Raw genomic sequence first — 16,064 nt, 5'->3', positions numbered from 1 at the left:
CCACGCCGCCGGAACGGGGGGTGCGCGCGCCGTAGCGTAACGGTGTCCGCAGGTCACGGCTTCATCGGCGACAGAGAGTCAAGGACATGGTGGATCATTCCGACTGGCGTGTCGGGGCAGCTTCGTCCCCCGTCCATCACGGCGAGATTCTGCAAGGTGTCTTCACCGGCCGCGCGGGACTCGTACGGGGACTGGTGACACTGCCCTGCACCATTCACACCACCCGGGCGACCTTCACCCCGGCGCCCGGCGCCGCGGTCACCGTGTCCCCGGAGTGGCGGAGCAAGGCGCGGCGCGCGGCCGAACTGGCCGTGCGGACGGTGGTGCCGGCGGACGCCGGCCCGGTCGGCGGCCACCTCGAACTGGCGGGCGACGTCCCGCTGTGCCGGGGGTTCGGCTCCTCCACCAGCGACGTGCTGGCGGCCGTCTGGGCCGTGAAGGACGCCTTCCGCGCCCCGCTGCCGCCACGCGAGGTGGCCCGGCTCGCGGTGCGCGCGGAGACCGCCTCCGACTCCCTGATGTTCGAGGACTCCACGGTGCTGTTCGCGCAGCGCGAGGGCACCGTCATCGAGGACTTCGGCTACCGGATGCCGCCCCTGCGGGTGCTGGGCTTCGGCTCCCGCCCCTCCAACCGGGGCAAGGGCGTCGACACGCTCGCCCTGCCGCCCGCCCGCTACGACGCGGCCGAGATCGACCGGTTCACCGAGCTGCGCCGGCGATTGCGCGAGGCCATCCAGACGAAGGACTGCGCACTGCTCGGCGCCGTGGCCACGGCCAGCGCCGAGATCAACCAGCGGCACCTGCCGGTCCCCGGCTTCGACCGGATCCGCGACATCGCCCGCACCTCCGGCGCGGTCGGCGTACAGGTGGCGCACAGCGGGGACATCGCGGGACTCCTCTTCGACCGGGACGACCCGCAGGCCGACGCGCACGTCGCAGCCGCGAGCGAACTGCTGCGCGGCAGCGGCATCGACGAGCAGTGGAACTACACGACGGGTGACTGACATGACGACGACGACCCTGCCCCGAGCCCATTCCTCGATCGTGGAGGCCACCGAGCTGCCACGCATCATCAAGGTGGGCGACAACCTCTACGCGGCGGCCTTCAGCCTGATGAAGCTGCTGCCCGCCCGCTACATCATCGACCGGGCCGAGGCCGCCGGGGTGCTCACCCCGGGCACCCCGGTCATCGAGACCTCCTCCGGCACGTTCGCGCTGGGCCTGGCGATGGTGTGCGGGCTGCGCGGCTACCCGCTGACCATCGTCGGCGACCGCGCGATCGATCAGGAACTGCGCACCCGGCTGGAGATGCTGGGCACCACGGTGGAGATCGTCGAGCACACCGGTGAGGCCGGCGGCATCCAGGGCGCCCGGCTGGCCCGGGTCGCCGAGCTGTGCAGACAGCACCCGGACGCCTTCGTCCCCGGCCAGTACGACAACCCCGACAACCCGGGGGCGTACGGAGTCGTGGCCGACCTGGTCGCCGACACCGTCGGAGCCGTCGACTGCCTGGTGGGCCCGGTCGGTTCGGGCGGCTCGACCGGCGGACTCGCCGCGGCGCTCCGGCCCCGCAACCCGCAGCTCCACCTGGTCGGCGTCGACACCCACGGCAGCATCATCTTCGGCACCCCGGACGGCCCGCGCACCCTGCGCGGCCTCGGCAGCAGCATCCACCCGGGCAACGTGCGGCACAGCGCCTACGACGAGGCGCACTGGGTCACCGCCCCCGAGGCGTTCCACGCGACCCGCGAACTGTACCGGGGCCACGGCCTGTTCATGGGCCCGACCAGCGGCGCGTCCTTCCAGGTGGCGTCCTGGTGGGCCGCGGCCAACCCGGACAGCACGGTCGTGATGGTGCTGCCCGACGAGGGCTACCGCTACCAGTCCACCGTCTACAACGACGCCTGGCTCGCCGAGCAGGGCATCGTGCCCGCGCCCGCCCCCGGCGGCGCCCCGGTCACCGTGGAGCACCCGCTGGACGCGCCGCCCGTCTGGTCGCGCCTGATGTGGGCGCGGCGCGGCTTCGACGACGTGATGATGCCGGAGATGCCGTCGTGAGCGGCCGGCTGCTGCTCCTGGTGGAGTCCAACACCACGGGAACCGGGCGGCTGTTCGCCCGCCGGGCCGTCGAACTCGGCGTCGTGCCGGTGCTGCTGTGCGCGGACCCGGACCGCTACCCGTACGCGGCCGAGGACGGCCTGCGTACCGTCGTCACCGACACCGCCGACCCGGACCGGCTGGCCGCCACCGCCGAGCGGCTGGCGGCCGACACACCGGTGGCCGGAGTACTGACCAGCTCCGAGTACTACGTGCCCGCCGCCGCCGCCCTGGCCGCACGGCTCGGCCTGCCCGGCCCGTCCGCGGACGCCGTGCGGGCCTGCCGGGACAAGGCCGAGCAGCGCCGGACACTGGCCGCCGCCGGGGTGGGCGTGCCCACCTTCGCCGTCGTGTCGACCCCCGCCGCCGCCCGGTCCGCGGCGGCCCACCGGATGCCGGTCGTCGTCAAGCCGTCGCAGGGCTCCGGCAGCCTGGGCGTGCGGTTGTGCGCGGACCTCGACGAGGTCGAGGCGCACACCCGCACCCTGCTGGCGGCCGGCGTCAACGAGCGCGGGGTGGCCGTCCCGGGACGCGTCCTGGTCGAGGAGTACCTGACCGGCGCCGAGTACTCCGTGGAGGTGTTCGGCACCGAGGCGGTGGTCACCGTCGCCAAGCACGTCGGGCCGCTGCCCTCCTTCGTGGAGGTCGGCCACGACCTGCCCGCCGCGCTCCCGGCCGAGGTGGAGCGGGAGCTCGGGCGCACCGCCGTGCGGGCGGTGACGGCCCTCGGCCTCGGATGGGGCGCCGCCCACGTCGAACTGCGGCTGGACGGGGCGTCGGCCAAGGTGATCGAGGTCAACCCCCGCCTGGCCGGCGGAATGATCCCCGAACTGGTCCGCCGCGCCTGCGGGGCCGACCTCGTGCGCGCCCAGGTGCTCGCCGCGCTCGGCCGCCCGGCGCACCCCGAGCACACCGGCCGGGGCCGCGCCTCCATCCGCTTCCTGACCACCGACCGCGACGGCGTCCTGGCGCCCGACCTGACCGGCGCCCTCGCCCGCGCCCGGGCCGTGCCCGGGGTGGCGGAGGCGGTCCTCTACCGCTCGCCCGGCGAACCGGTCGGCCCCGCCGCCGACTTCCGGGGCCGGCTCGGCCACGTCATCGCGGTCGCCGACCGCGCCGCCGCGGCGGCCGACGCCGCCGAGCTGGCGGTGGCGGAGCTGGCCGGAGCGATCACCCCCACGGCCACCGACCGCGAGGAGGCGCTGACATGAGCGTCGACCGCCTCCTGCCGCTCCTTACCCCCGAGGAACCGTCATGACCGCCCTGTCGCACGACGGGGTCCGCACCGGGCGGCTCAGCTCGGCCCTGGACCCCGAGGCGCACGCCATCGTCTACGCCCCGTTCACGGACGCGGGGGACGCCGACCCGCTCGGCGACGAGCTGCGCCGCATCAGCGAGGTCGACCGCGCCCACCTGATCATGCTCACCGAGCGGGGCGTCGTGGAGCCGGGCCGTGCCGCCGCCCTGCTCCGGGCCGTGGAGGAACTGCGCGCCGCCGACTTCGGGCCGGTGCGCGGACGCCCCATGCCACGCGGGGTGTACCTGGCGTACGAGGGCCACCTCATCGAGACGCTGGGGGACACCACCGGCGGTGTCCTGCACACCGGCCGCTCCCGCAACGACCTCAATGCCACCACCGCCCGGCTGCGCGCCCGCACCCCGTTCCTCGCCCTGCTGGACGCGGTGGACGGTCTGGCCGACGTGCTGCTCGCGCGGGCCGCCTCGTACGCGGACGTGACCATGCCCGCGTACACCCACGGCCAGCCGGCCGTGCCGATCACCTACGGCCACTACCTGGCCGGCGTCGCGGGCGGTGTGCTCCGCGCCTACGGCCGGCTCCTCGAAGCCGGCGACCAGCTGGACGTCAACCCGCTGGGCGCCGGGGCCGTCGGCGGCACCTCCGTCCCCGTCGACGCGGAACGCACCGCGGAACTCCTCGGGTTCACCGCGACCGTGCCCAACTCCGTGGACGCCGTCGCCTCCCGTGACTTCGCCCTGGCGCTGCTGTCCGCGTCCGCGATGCTCGGCGTCACCCTCGCCCGGGCCGCCCGCGACCTCGGCGTGTGGACCTCCGAGGAGTCGGGGCTGCTGCGGGTCACCGACACCATGGTCGGCTCCAGCTCGATGATGCCGCAGAAGCGCAACCCCTTCCCGCTGGAGCACGTCCAGGGCCGCGCCACCGCGAGCCTGGGCGCCTTCGTGGCCGCCGCCACGGCGATGACCACGGCCGGCTACACCAACGCCATCGCCGTCGGAACCGAGGCCATGCGCCACCTGTGGCCGGGCCTCGGCGACACCACCGACGCCGTGACGCTGCTGAGGCTGGTCGTGGCCGGGACCGAGCCGTGCCCCGACCGGATGGCCGAACGCGCCCGCGACGGCTTCACCGCGGCGACCTACCTGGCCGAACGCCTCGTCGCCGACGGTATGCCGTTCCGCGCCGCGCACCACCGGGTGGGCGAGACGGTACTGGAGGCCCTGGAGTCGGGCCGCTCCCTGGAGGAGACGGCCCGGTTCGACGGCGACCTCGCCCCCGACCGGGTCGCGGCGGCCTGCGCCTTCGGCGGCGGCCCCGGCGCGGACGGGCTGCCCCCGCTGCGCGACCTGCTCACCCGGCACCGCGCCGAGACCGCCGCCCGGCGCGACCGCTGGTCGGCCGCCGCCGCGCTCCTCGACGAAGCCGTCGGAAAGGCGGTACGCGCATGAGCACCGAACCGATCGCGGAAACCCCGGCCCCACCGGCCCCGTCCCTCGCCGGGCACCGCGACTTCCGCCTGCTGTGGATCGGCGAGACCACCAACCGCGTCGGCATCAACATCACCACCGTCGCGATGCCGCTGGTCGCCGTGGTCACCCTGAACGCCAGCACCCTCGCGGTCAGCGTGCTGGCCGCGGTGCCCTGGCTGCCCTGGCTGCTGATCGGCCTCCCGGCCGGTGCCTGGGTGGACCGGATGCGGCGCCGCCCGCTGATGCTGGTCTGCAACGCCTCCTCGGTCGTGCTGCTCGCCAGCGTGCCGGTCGCTGCCTGGCTCGGCGTGCTCACCATGACCCAGCTCCTGGTGGTGGGCCTCCTCAACGGCCTGGCCGCGGTGTTCTTCGGCATCTCGTACAAGGTCTACCTGCCGTCCATCGTGGACCGCGGCCTGCTCCAGCAGGCCAACGCCCGGCTCCAGGGCAGCGAATCGGTCGCGCAGGTCGCCGGCCTCGGCGGCGGCGGCCTGCTCGCCCAGGCATTCGGCGCCGTCTCCGGACTGCTCGTCAACGCCTGCACCTTCGTCGTCTCGGCGCTGTGCCTGTTCGGCATCCGCAGCCGGGAGAAGATGCCCGAGCCCCCGCCGAGCGCACCCCGCTGCGCCGCGAGGTGGGCGAGGGCCTGCGCTACGCCGCGCACGACCCGTACCTGCGGGTGCTGACCGCGTACGGCACCGTCACCAACCTGCTGCTGACGGCGTATCAGGCGATCATGCCGGTGTTCATGATCCGCCAGCTGGACGTCCCCGAGGGCGCCACCGGCTGGCTCATGGCCTCCAGCAGCATCGGCGGGATACTCGGCGCGCTCGGGGTCAAGCGGGTCACCGCCCGCTGGGGCACCGCCCGCGGCCTGCTGGTCGCCACCGTCGGCACGGCCCCCTTCGGCCTGCTGATCCCGATGGGCGGCAAGGGCTGGATGCTCGCCGCGCTGGTGGCGGGCAACGCCCTGCTCGCCGTCGGCGTGGTGCTCGCCAACGTGGTCCAGGGCGCCTTCCGCCAGCAGTACTGCCCGCCGCAGCTTCTCGGCCGCGTCACGGCCTGCATCTCGGTCGCGAGCTTCGGCGCCATCCCGTTCGGCTCCCTGCTCGGCGGTGTGCTCGGCACGGCACTCGGACTGCGCCCGACGCTGTGGCTGCTCACGGCCGGACTCGCCGTCACCCCGCTGCTGCTCCTGGCCGGACCACTGCGTGCGCGACGCGACCTGCCCACCGCGCCCGGTGACGCGTGACACCCGACCGGACCCCGCGAGGACGAACAGGAGGGATCCCGTGGACCGCGTGGACCGCATGGACGAAACACCGCCGTGGGTCGCCCGCGAGCTGCCTTCCCCGGGCTCGCCCGACCTCTGGCTGCTGAGGGTCCCGGACGCCGCCGCCGGCGCCCTGGACGAGGCGGTGCTCGACGCCACCGAGCGCCGCCGGGCCGCCGCCCTCGTGCACGGCACGGACCGCGTTCGGTTCACCGCCGCGCACGTCGCCCTGCGGCGCCTCCTCGGCGCGTACCTGCGCCGGCCCCCCGAGGAGATCCGCTTCGGCCGGGAGACCTGCCCCTGCTGCGGTGGGCCGCACGGCCGGCCCACCGTGCTCGGCCCGGGCCGCGACGAGCTGTTCTTCTCCCTGTCCCACCGGGGCGACCTCGCCCTCGTCGGCACGGCCGCCGTACCGATCGGCGTCGACGTGGACCTGGTCGCCGATCCGGAGGCGGGCGCCGAACTGGCCACCATGCTGCACCGCGCCGAGCAGCGGGAACTCGCGGCGCTCCCGCCCGCCCTGCGGCCCCGCGCCCTGGCCCGGCTGTGGACCCGCAAGGAGGCCTACCTGAAGGGCCTCGGCTCCGGACTGGGACGCGACCCGTCCCTGGACTACGTCGGCTCCGCACCCGGGGGCCCGGCACCACCGGCCGGCTGGACCCTGCTGGACGTCCCCGTGGACCGCGGTTACGCGGCGGCCGTGGCGGTACGCGGCGAACTCGCCGTACCGGACCCGACCGTCGTCCGCCTCGAGGGTTCCCTGGCCGCCGAACTGGTACGCGCGACGCCGCCCGTGCTCCTGACGGGAGGGAGGCCGAGCTGACCGCCCGCCGCCCGGCACACCACTTCATCCTTCCTACGAACCTTGGGACCGACCATGTCACATGCTGTGCACCAGGCCCCCGCGGCCCACCTCCCGCGCGTCCACGCCGCCGACGGAACCATGACCGGCGCCCAGTCACTGATCCGCTCCCTCGAAGACGCCGGCGCGGACACGGTGTTCGGGATTCCCGGCGGCTGCATCCTCCCGGCCTACGACCCGCTGATGGACTCCACCAGAATCCGCCACGTCCTGGTCCGGCACGAGCAGGGCGCGGGCCACGCGGCCACCGGCTACGCGCAGGCCACCGGGAAGGTGGGCGTCTGCATCGCGACCTCCGGCCCCGGCGCCACCAACCTGGTGACGCCGATCGCCGACGCCCACATGGACTCCGTGCCGCTCGTGGCGATCACCGGCCAGGTCCCGTCGCAGGCAATCGGCTCGGACGCCTTCCAGGAGGCGGACATCGTCGGCATCACCCTGCCGATCACCAAGCACAACTTCCTGGTCACCTCGGCCGAGGACATCCCCCGGGTGATCTCGGAGGCGTTCCACCTGGCCGCCACCGGCCGACCGGGTCCGGTGCTCGTCGACATCACCAAGGACGCCCTCCAGGCCCGCACCCGCTTCGTCCCGTCCGGGGCCGCCCACCTGCGCGGGTACCGGCCGCGCACCCGCCCGCACCCGGGTCAGGTCCGGGAGGCGGCCCGGCGGATCGTGGCCGCCGAGCGGCCCGTCCTCTACGTCGGCGGCGGTGTCCTGAAGGCGCGGGCCACCGCCGAGCTGCGCGACCTGGCCGAGCTGACCGGCGTACCGGTGGTGACCACGCTGATGGCGCTCGGCGCCTTCCCCGGCAGCCACCCCCAGCACCTGGGCATGCCCGGCATGCACGGTGACGTGGCCGCGGTGGCCGCCCTCCAGAGGGCGGACCTGGTCGTCGCCCTCGGCGCCCGCTTCGACGACCGGGTCACCGGCCGCCCGGACACCTTCGCCCCGCACGCCGCCGTGATCCACGCCGACGTCGACCCGGCGGAGATCGGCAAGAACCGCGCCGTGGACGTGCCCATCGTCGGCGACGCCCGCGAGGTGATCGGCGCTCTCGCGGAGGCCGTCCGGGCCCTGGGCGGGGCCGGTCGGCGCACCGCCTGGTGGCAGGACATCGACCGCTGGCGGACCACCTACCCGCGCGGCTACGAGCTGCCCGCCGACGGCACCCTGTCCCCGCAGCTCGTCATCGAACGCATCGGGCAACTGGCGCCCGAGGGAACCCTGTTCGCGTCCGGGGTCGGCCAGCACCAGATGTGGGCCGCGCAGTTCCTGCCGCACGAGGAGCCGGGCACCTGGTTCAACTCCGGCGGCGCCGGGACGATGGGGTACGCGGTGCCGGCCGCGATGGGCGCCAAGGCCGGACGGCCCGACCGCACCGTCTGGGCGATCGACGGCGACGGCTGCTTCCAGATGACCAATCAGGAACTCACCACCTGCGCCCTGAACAACATCCCCATCAAGGTCGCCGTCATCAACAACGGCGCCCTGGGGATGGTCCGCCAGTGGCAGAACCTCTTCTACGACGCGCGGTTCTCCAACACCGTGCTGCACGACGGCGCCACCAACGCCGCCACCGGCTCCACCCTGGGCGTCGGCTCCGCCGCCAACCGCGGCACCCGCGTCCCGGACTTCGTCATGCTCGCCGAGGCGATGAACTGCGTCGGACTGCGCTGCGAGACCCCCGAGGAGCTGGACGCGGTCATCGACAAGGCCAACTCGGTCACCGACCGTCCCGTGGTCGTGGACTTCATCGTCCACGAGGACGCGATGGTCTGGCCGATGGTCCCGGCCGGCACCTCCAACGACGACATCATGGCCGCCCGAGACGTCCGCCCGGACTTCGGCGACGCGGCGGACGACTGAGAGGACCCTCCGACATGACCCAGCACACGCTCTCCGTCCTGGTGGAGAACACCCCGGGCATCCTCGCCCGGATCGCCGCGCTGTTCTCCCGCCGCGGCTTCAACATCGACTCGCTCGCCGTGGGCACCACCGAGCACCCGGACCTCTCCCGCGTCACGATGGTGGTCCGCGTCGAGAACGAACTGGCCCTGGAGCAGATCACCAAGCAGTTCAACAAGCTCGTCAACGTCCTGAAGGTCGTCGAGCTGGAGAACACCGACGCGGTCCAGCGGGAACTGGTCCTGGTGAAGGTCCGGGCCGACAACAACGCCCGCGCCCAGGTGCTGGAGATCGCCGGCCTGTTCCGCGCCCGCGCCGTCGACGTGGCCCCCGAGTCGGTGACCCTGGAGGCGACCGGCGACGGCGACAAGCTCGACGCGATGCTGCGGATGCTGGCGCCGTTCGGCATCAAGGAGCTGGTGCAGTCCGGGGCCATCGCCATCGGCCGGGGCTCCCGCTCGCTCACCGAACGCACCGCACGCGAGGCCCGCCCGCTCCGCATCACCGACTCCCCGGCGAAGACCGCCCGCACCGCCTGACCCCCACCGTCACCCCCGTCACCCTCACCCCGTACACCAAGGAGAAGACCCAGTGGCCGAGCTGTTCTACGACGACGATGCCGACCTGTCCATCATCCAGGGCCGCAAGGTCGCGGTCATCGGTTACGGCAGCCAGGGCCACGCCCATGCGCTGTCGCTGCGTGACTCGGGTGTCGATGTCCGTGTCGGTCTGCACGAGGGTTCGAAGTCCAAGGCGAAGGCCGAGGAGCAGGGCCTGCGTGTGGTGACGCCGTCCGAGGCCGCGGCCGAGGCGGACGTCATCATGATCCTGGTCCCGGACCCGATCCAGGCCCAGGTCTACGAGGAGTCGATCAAGGACAACCTCAAGAAGGGTGACGCGCTGTTCTTCGGCCACGGCCTGAACATCCGCTTCGACTTCATCAAGCCGCCGGCCGATGTCGATGTCTGCATGGTCGCCCCGAAGGGCCCGGGTCACCTGGTCCGCCGCCAGTACGAGGAGGGCCGCGGTGTTCCGTGCATCGTGGCGGTGGAGCAGGACGCCACGGGCAATGGCCTGGCGCTCGCCCTGTCGTACGCGAAGGGCATCGGCGGCACCCGTGCCGGGGTGATCAAGACGACGTTCACGGAGGAGACGGAGACGGACCTCTTCGGTGAGCAGGCCGTTCTCTGCGGTGGTACGGCCGCTCTGGTGAAGGCCGGTTTCGAGACGCTGACGGAGGCCGGTTACCAGCCGGAGATCGCGTACTTCGAGTGCCTGCACGAGCTGAAGCTCATTGTGGACCTGATGTACGAGGGCGGTCTGGAGAAGATGCGCTGGTCGATCTCGGAGACCGCCGAGTGGGGTGACTACGTGACCGGTCCGCGGATCATCACGGACGCCACGAAGGCGGAGATGAAGAAGGTTCTCGCGGAGATCCAGGACGGCACGTTCGCCAGGAACTGGATGGCGGAGTACCACAACGGTCTGCCGAAGTACAACGAGTACAAGAAGGCGGACGGCGACCACCTGCTGGAGACCACGGGCCGTGAGCTGCGCAAGCTCATGAGCTGGGTCAACGACGAGGACGCGTAACACCCCCGCGCCGGGGGCGGGTCAGCCCGCCCCCGGCGCACGCCTCACCGCCGCAACGCCTCCGCGACGACCTGCACCAGATGGCGGCTGTCCAGGCCCGCCAGGTCACGGACCTGCGTGCGGCAGGAGTAGCCGTCCGCGAGGACGCGGCGGTCCGGGGCCGAGGACGCCTTGGCGAGGATGCCGTCCCGGGCGATCTTCTCGGAGACCTCGTAGTGGCCCTTCTCCATGCCGAAGTTGCCCGCCAGGCCGCAGCAACCGGACGAGACCTCGACATCGCAGCCCATGGACTCCAGCAGCGAGCGGTCCGCCTCGTAGCCCATCACCGCGTAGTGGTGGCAGTGGGGCTGGACCAGGAGGTGTTCCGCTGCCTGCGGGGGAGTCCAGTCGATCGAGGTGAGGAATTCCGCCACCGTGCGGACCGCGCCCGCGAGTTCGACGGCGCCGGGGTCGTCCGGCAGCAGCTCCACCAGGTCCGAGCGGAGCGTGGCCGTGCAGCTCGGCTCGATGCCGATCACCGTGCGGCCGGCCCGGACGTGGGGGAGCAGCAGGTCCACCGTGGCCCGGAGCTTCGCCTTGGCGGCGGTCAGCTGGCCCGTGGAGATCAGGGTCAGCCCGCAGCAGGCGCCCGGGGCGGCGATCTCCACGTCGCAGCCGGCCGCCGTCAGGACCTCCACGGCGTCCCGGGGGATGTCCGGCGCGAGCGCGTCCGAGAAGGAGTCGACCCAGAGCAGCACCTTGGGTCCGTCCGCCCTCGAAGCGGCGGCCCCGCCCCACCGGAACGGCTTCGCCGGCAGCGGCGGCAGTGAGCGGCGGGGGTCCGCGCCCATCAGGGTCATCATCGTCCGCCGCAGCACCGGCACCCGGCCCGCCAGATTGACCAGCGGCGCCACCGGCGCGAGCAGGCGCAGCCACTGCGGGAGCCGCCCCAGCGTGTAGTGGCTCAACGGGCGGCGGCGGCCCTTGTACGTCTGGTGCAGGGCCTCCGACTTGAACGCGGCCATGTCGATCCCCGTCGGGCAGTCGTTGGCGCACGCCTTGCAGCTCAGGCACAGGTCCAGCGCCTCATGGACCTCAGGGGAGCTCCAGCCCGCCGAGACGAAGCCGCCGTTCAGCATCTCCTGGAGCGCCCTCGCCCGCCCCCGCGTGGAGTCCTTCTCGTCGCGGGTGGCCGTGTACGAGGGGCACATGAAGCCGCCCTGGCCGCGCAGGTCCGCCCGGCACTTCCCCACCCCGACGCACCGGTGCACGGCGTCCGTGACGTCCCCGCCGTCGTGCGCGAACGCGAAACCGTCGGTCGCCCGCAGCCGCCGCGCCCCCGGCCGCCGGAGGTCCGCGTCCAGCGGCGCCGGGCGGACGACGACACCGGGGTTCATGACGTCGTCCGGGTCCAGGAGCGCCTTGAACGCCTCCATCGCGCGCAGCGCCTCGGGGCCGTACATCGTGGGCAGCAGCTCGGAGCGGGCGCGGCCGTCGCCGTGCTCGCCGGAGAGCGACCCGCCCTGCTCGGCGGCCAGGGCGGCGGCGCGTTCGAGGAAGTCGCGCATCGGCCCGCCCCCGGCGTCGAGCGGGAAGTCGATGCGGGCGTGGACGCACCCGTCGCCGAAGTGACCGTAGGCCAGCCCGGAGAGCCCCTTCTCGGCCATCAGCGCCTGGAGCCCGCGCAGATAGTCCCCGAGCCGCTCCGGCGGCACGGCGGAGTCCTCCCAGCCGGGCCACGCCTGCTTGCCGTCGGCGGTGCGACCGGCCAGCCCGGCCCCGTCGGCGCGGATCTGCCAGAGCCGGGTCGCCTCGGGGCCCGCCGGCAGGACCACGCTGTCGGCGGCGTGCGAGGCGGCGACGAGCGCCCGCGCCGACGCGACCGCCTCCGCCGAGGTCGCCCCGCCGACCTCCGCGATCAGCCAGCCACCGCCCCCGGGCAGCGCGGGTACGGCCGCGTCGCCGTGCGCCCGGCGCACCACGTCCACGAGCTGCGCGTCCAGGCCCTCCAGCGCGAGCGGGCGGAACGGCAGCAGGTGCGGCACATCGTCCGCGGCCGTCGCCATGTCCGCGTAACCGAGGACGGCGAGCGCCGGGGCGGGGGCCTGCGGGACCAGCCGGACCGTGGCTTCGAGGAGGACGCCGCAGCTGCCCTCCGTGCCGGTCAGCGCGGCCGCGAGGTTGCGCCCGTTCTCCGGCAGCAGGTGCTCCAGCGAGTAGCCGGAGATCTGCCGCCCGAACCGCCCGAACTCGGTCCGCAGCACCGCCAGATGCTCCGCGACGAACGCGTCGAGCCCGGGCACCGCGTGAAGCGCCTCAGGTCCCGAGCCCGCCGTGATCACCTCGCCCGTTCCCGTCAGCCAGGTCATCGACACCACGTTGTCGGCCGTACGCCCGTACGAGAGGCCGTGCGGCCCGCACGCGTTGTTGCCGATCATCCCGCCGATCGTGCAGCGGGTCGCCGTCGAGGGGTCGGGCCCGAACCGCAACCCGTGCGGTAGGGCCTTCTTCTGAAGGGCGCTCAGGACCGCTCCCGGCTCGACCACGGCCGTCGAGGTGTCGGGGTCGACCGACAGCACGCGGTTCATCGAGCGGGAGAAGTCGATCACCAACCCCGGCCCCACCGCGTTCCCGGCGCACGAGGTCCCGCCGCCCCGGACGGTGACCGGGACGCCGTGCTCACGCGCGATCCGGACCGCGGCGATCACGTCCTCCTTCGAGCGCGGCATGAGCACGGTCCCCGGGACGATCCGGTAGTTCGACGCGTCGGTCGAGTAGACCGCCCGCGTCGTCGCCGAGGCGTCGACGAGATCGCCCAGCTTCCCGCGCAGGGCGTCGAGAAACGCCTCGGTGAGGGGGATCGGGGCGTCTGCCATGGTCGCGTCCATCGGGTGCTGCTCCTGGGGGGCGTCGGTTCTGGTGGTGCGGGCACGGTCCCGCCGTGCCACAGGCGTAAGCGCGGTTACGCCATCCTCATCGCAGCACCAGCTTCCGGGGGACCGCACTCGCCGCGTCCCGCAGCCATCCCGCGTCCAGCCCCTCCCCGGCCAGCGCGGCGATGAGCTGTTCGAGGGCGGCGGCCGGCTCCGGGCTGTCCGGCTGCCCGGCGTCGGAGGCCAGCACCAGGCGCGGCCCCGCCGCCCGCGCGACCTCGGCCAGGCGGGCCGGGGTCATCCCCGGCTGGTGGAGGAGCTGGTACGCCGTGATCTCGACGTACGCCCCGCGCGCCGCCAGCTCCGCGATCTCCACCGGCTCCATCCCGGGCACCGTGTACGAGGGGTGCGTGAGCAGGAACCGGCCGATGCCCCGGGCCTCCGCCGCGTCCAGCAGCCACCGGCACTCCGGGCCGCTGACATGGCCCGTGCACAGCACCGCGTCGTGCTCCGCGATCAGGTCCAGGACGAGCGCGGCGTCCCGGGCGGTCGGGTGATCGGCGTCCAGGACCGGCGGGACGGCCAGCGCGGTGCGGCCCAGCCGTTCGTCCAGGTCGCCCAGGCGGGGGAGCCCGGCGCTCTCCTGGGTGTGGGCGTCCGCCGTGGGGAACCAGACGACGCGCCCGCCCGTGGACAGGGCCGACAGGACCGCCGCCGGGTTGATCCCGCCGACGGCCCGGTTCAGGGTGATGCCGCCGACGACGTCCAGACCGGTCGAGCGGGCGAGGGCGCTGGCCCGGCCCACCGTCGACTCGTGGTGCGCCTTCAGGACGAAACCGCTGTAGCCGGCGGCCGCGTAACCGGCCGCGATCTGGTCGTCGTGCCCGATCCGGGCGAGGACGTCGGGGGCGGCGTGGACGTGCACGTCAAACATGGAGCGGCTCACTCTCGGAGGACTTCGGGGCCGGGGTCGTCCCGGCGGGTGCGGGGAGGAGGTCGGTCCTCGCCTCCGCGCGCATCGGGACCTCCGCGCGCAGCCGGCGCAGGGCCGCCAGGTCGAGTTCGGCGACCGCGGACCCCGGCTCGTCGCCCAGCTCCGCGAGGGCCCGGCCGTCCGGGCCGAGCACGCGCGAGCCGCCCCAGAACCGGGAACCGCCTTCCGTGCCGCACCGGTTGACGAAGACGACGTAGCACTGGAGCAGCACGGCGGCGTGCTCCAGGATCACTTCCCAGGTCCGGCGGATCCGCGCCTCGTCCTCACCGGCCATGCTGGCGACGGGCACGAACAGCACCTCGGCGCCGCCCTGCGCCGCCAGCCACGGCACGATCGGGTGCCACATGTCGTTGCAGATGGCGGTGGCGACCGTGGCCGCGCCGAAGTCCGCGGTACGTAGTCCGTCGCCCGCCTGGAACGACAGGTGCTCGTTCCACGGCGCGTACGAGACGGGGTGCAGCTTGTCCTGGAGGTGCCGGGTCCCCGTCAGCGGGTCCCCCAGCAGGTAGCTGTTCCAGGGCAGCCCGGACGGGTTCCGCCGGGCGAAGCCCACGCCGACCCCAGCGGAGACCAGGGCCTCCAGGCGCGGGTCGTCGACCGACAGCAGGTCCGCGTCCCGGTGCGGGGTGAAACCGTAACCGTGGGCGGAGAGTTCGGGCGTGAGCGCCAGGTCGACCGGGCCGCTCAGGCCCTCGTGAAGCTCCCTGATTCCGGCCAGGTTGGCGTCCACCGCACCGAACTCGGGGGCGTTCTGGAGCAGTCCGACGCGCAGCGTCGTCAGGCCAGCTTGTTGGCGCTGAGCCACTGGTGTGCCACCTCCTCGGGGCGCTTGCCGTCCACGTCGATCCGCGCGTTGAGCCGCTGCATCTCGGAGGTGGTCAGGAGTTCCGCGACGGGGGCCATCGCGGTCCGGATCTCCGGGTACTTCTTCAGGGCCGCGCTCCGGACGTTCAGCGACAGGTTGTACGGCGTGAAGTACTTCTTGTCGTCCTTCAGGACGGTCAGCCCGAGGGCGGCGATCCGGCCGTCGGTCGCGAAGACCTCGCCCGCGCTGCACGGGTTCCCCTTGGCGACCGCGTTGTAGATCGGCCCCTCGGCCAGCTCCGCCACCTTGTTCTTCGCCAGGCCGAAACCGTACGCCTTCTTGAGCCCGGTCCAGCCGTCGTCCCGGCCGAAGAACTCCGAGGCGCCGCAGAACCGCGCCTTCGACGGGTCCTTCTCCGCCAGTCCGGCGTAGTCGGAGAGGGTCGAGACGCCCAGCTTCCTCGCGGTCCGGGTGCGCATCGCGAGGGCGTAGGTGTTGTTCGCGGCAGCCGGGGGCAGCCACACCACGCCGTTGCGGGACTCGTCCAGGGTGCGCACCTTCTCGTACACGGCCTTGGGATCGGTGGTGCTGCCCTGCTGTTTCAGGGCCAGCCAGCCGGTGCCGGTGTACTCCCAGTACATGTCGACGGAACCGGCGGTCAGCGCCGAGCGCACGGCGTTGGAACCGCTCATGCCGCAGGTCCGCTTCACCTGCGCCGCCTGCGCCTCCAGCCGCTGGGCGGTGATCTCGCACAGCAGCAGCTGCTCGGTGAAGCTCTTCGACGCGACCTTCACGGTGGCCCCTTGAGGGGCCCCTCGGCCGCGGGTCCGTCGCCCTGCCCGGGCGGGTTCGCGGTGAGAGCGCAGCCGCTGGTGAGCACGAGGCCGAGCGCACTCGCCACCACCACCCTGTACGTACGCATGCTGAAGCCCTTTCGTGGTGCCTGAGAGGTG

General features: G+C 73.5%; 15 protein-coding genes. 10 read left to right on the top strand and 5 right to left on the bottom strand.

The features are described 5' to 3' along the window. Window positions 1–194 precede the first annotated feature (194 nt). From NEH16_RS06730 to ilvC, 10 genes are read left to right on the top strand one after another with little or no spacing between them, the layout of a single operon-like run. Window positions 195–1,004 carry a kinase gene (locus tag NEH16_RS06730; RefSeq protein WP_265540089.1) on the top strand — a complete coding sequence of 270 codons (810 nt, stop codon included), beginning with the start codon at window positions 195–197 and terminating at the stop codon, window positions 1,002–1,004. 1 nt (window position 1,005) lies between these two features. Next, window positions 1,006–2,058, top strand: coding sequence for a PLP-dependent cysteine synthase family protein (locus NEH16_RS06725; protein WP_242442199.1), 1,053 nt, complete (start codon window positions 1,006–1,008; stop codon window positions 2,056–2,058). Beyond that, window positions 2,055–3,308 carry an ATP-grasp domain-containing protein gene (locus tag NEH16_RS06720; protein ID WP_265540087.1) on the top strand — a complete coding sequence of 418 codons (1,254 nt, stop codon included), beginning with the start codon at window positions 2,055–2,057 and terminating at the stop codon, window positions 3,306–3,308. The genes NEH16_RS06725 and NEH16_RS06720 overlap by 4 nt, the downstream gene beginning before the upstream one ends. 43 nt (window positions 3,309–3,351) lie before the next feature. Further along, the gene (locus NEH16_RS06715) at window positions 3,352–4,803 is read left to right on the top strand and encodes an argininosuccinate lyase (RefSeq protein ID WP_265540085.1); all 1,452 of its coding nucleotides are present in this window, start codon (window positions 3,352–3,354) and stop codon (window positions 4,801–4,803) included. After that, the gene (locus tag NEH16_RS33625; protein WP_343299508.1) at window positions 4,800–5,510 is read left to right on the top strand and encodes an MFS transporter; all 711 of its coding nucleotides are present in this window, start codon (window positions 4,800–4,802) and stop codon (window positions 5,508–5,510) included. Before NEH16_RS06715 ends, NEH16_RS33625 begins: the two co-directional genes overlap by 4 nt. Continuing rightward, the gene (locus NEH16_RS33620; protein WP_343299507.1) at window positions 5,459–6,076 is read left to right on the top strand and encodes an MFS transporter; all 618 of its coding nucleotides are present in this window, start codon (window positions 5,459–5,461) and stop codon (window positions 6,074–6,076) included. Before NEH16_RS33625 ends, NEH16_RS33620 begins: the two co-directional genes overlap by 52 nt. 40 nt (window positions 6,077–6,116) lie before the next feature. Next, entirely contained in the window at window positions 6,117–6,920 is an 804-nt protein-coding gene (locus tag NEH16_RS06705) for a 4'-phosphopantetheinyl transferase family protein (RefSeq protein ID WP_073967632.1), read from the top strand. A 54-nt stretch (window positions 6,921–6,974) separates the two neighbouring features. Further along, window positions 6,975–8,828: an acetolactate synthase large subunit gene (locus NEH16_RS06700; RefSeq protein WP_265540082.1), complete on the top strand. Its 1,854-nt coding sequence runs from the start codon at window positions 6,975–6,977 to the stop codon at window positions 8,826–8,828. A 14-nt stretch (window positions 8,829–8,842) separates the two neighbouring features. After that, complete coding sequence (ilvN, locus tag NEH16_RS06695; protein WP_073967634.1) at window positions 8,843–9,406, top strand: acetolactate synthase small subunit; 564 nt, start codon at window positions 8,843–8,845, stop codon at window positions 9,404–9,406. 52 nt (window positions 9,407–9,458) lie between these two features. Beyond that, window positions 9,459–10,460, top strand: a complete 1,002-nt coding sequence (gene ilvC, locus NEH16_RS06690) for a ketol-acid reductoisomerase (RefSeq protein WP_265540079.1) — start codon at window positions 9,459–9,461, stop codon at window positions 10,458–10,460. Window positions 10,461–10,504: 44 nt separating this feature from the next. Here ilvC and NEH16_RS06685 read toward each other — a convergent pair whose 3' ends face one another. The 5 genes from NEH16_RS06685 to NEH16_RS06665 form a co-directional block, all read right to left on the bottom strand. Further along, on the bottom strand, window positions 10,505–13,327 hold the full coding sequence (locus NEH16_RS06685; protein WP_265540077.1) for an FAD-binding and (Fe-S)-binding domain-containing protein: 2,823 nt from the start codon (window positions 13,325–13,327) through the stop codon (window positions 10,505–10,507). An 85-nt stretch (window positions 13,328–13,412) separates the two neighbouring features. Beyond that, complete coding sequence (locus NEH16_RS06680; RefSeq protein WP_265540075.1) at window positions 13,413–14,246, bottom strand: DUF6282 family protein; 834 nt, start codon at window positions 14,244–14,246, stop codon at window positions 13,413–13,415. After that, on the bottom strand, window positions 14,239–15,111 hold the full coding sequence (locus NEH16_RS06675) for a carbon-nitrogen hydrolase family protein (RefSeq protein WP_265540073.1): 873 nt from the start codon (window positions 15,109–15,111) through the stop codon (window positions 14,239–14,241). The genes NEH16_RS06680 and NEH16_RS06675 overlap by 8 nt, the downstream gene beginning before the upstream one ends. Beyond that, entirely contained in the window at window positions 15,084–15,905 is an 822-nt protein-coding gene (locus NEH16_RS06670; RefSeq protein WP_265540071.1) for a glycine betaine ABC transporter substrate-binding protein, read from the bottom strand. Before NEH16_RS06670 ends, NEH16_RS06675 begins: the two co-directional genes overlap by 28 nt. Beyond that, on the bottom strand, window positions 15,902–16,033 hold the full coding sequence (locus NEH16_RS06665) for a hypothetical protein (RefSeq protein ID WP_265540069.1): 132 nt from the start codon (window positions 16,031–16,033) through the stop codon (window positions 15,902–15,904). The genes NEH16_RS06670 and NEH16_RS06665 overlap by 4 nt, the downstream gene beginning before the upstream one ends. Between the last annotated feature and the right edge of the window lie 31 nt (window positions 16,034–16,064).

It is taken from the genome of Streptomyces drozdowiczii (assembly GCF_026167665.1).
Taxonomy (GTDB): domain Bacteria; phylum Actinomycetota; class Actinomycetes; order Streptomycetales; family Streptomycetaceae; genus Streptomyces; species Streptomyces drozdowiczii_A.
This window is presented reverse-complemented; position numbering and strand designations above follow the sequence as displayed.

Coding starts and splice junctions, on each gene's coding strand:
- NEH16_RS06680 (WP_265540075.1), bottom strand. CDS start 14,246: ATGTTTGACGTGCACGTCCACGCCGCCCCCGACGTCCTCGCCCGGATC.
- NEH16_RS06700 (WP_265540082.1), top strand. CDS start 6,975: ATGTCACATGCTGTGCACCAGGCCCCCGCGGCCCACCTCCCGCGCGTC.
- NEH16_RS06685 (WP_265540077.1), bottom strand. CDS start 13,327: ATGGACGCGACCATGGCAGACGCCCCGATCCCCCTCACCGAGGCGTTT.
- ilvN (WP_073967634.1), top strand. CDS start 8,843: ATGACCCAGCACACGCTCTCCGTCCTGGTGGAGAACACCCCGGGCATC.
- NEH16_RS33625 (WP_343299508.1), top strand. CDS start 4,800: ATGAGCACCGAACCGATCGCGGAAACCCCGGCCCCACCGGCCCCGTCC.
- NEH16_RS06715 (WP_265540085.1), top strand. CDS start 3,352: ATGACCGCCCTGTCGCACGACGGGGTCCGCACCGGGCGGCTCAGCTCG.
- NEH16_RS06725 (WP_242442199.1), top strand. CDS start 1,006: ATGACGACGACGACCCTGCCCCGAGCCCATTCCTCGATCGTGGAGGCC.
- NEH16_RS06665 (WP_265540069.1), bottom strand. CDS start 16,033: ATGCGTACGTACAGGGTGGTGGTGGCGAGTGCGCTCGGCCTCGTGCTC.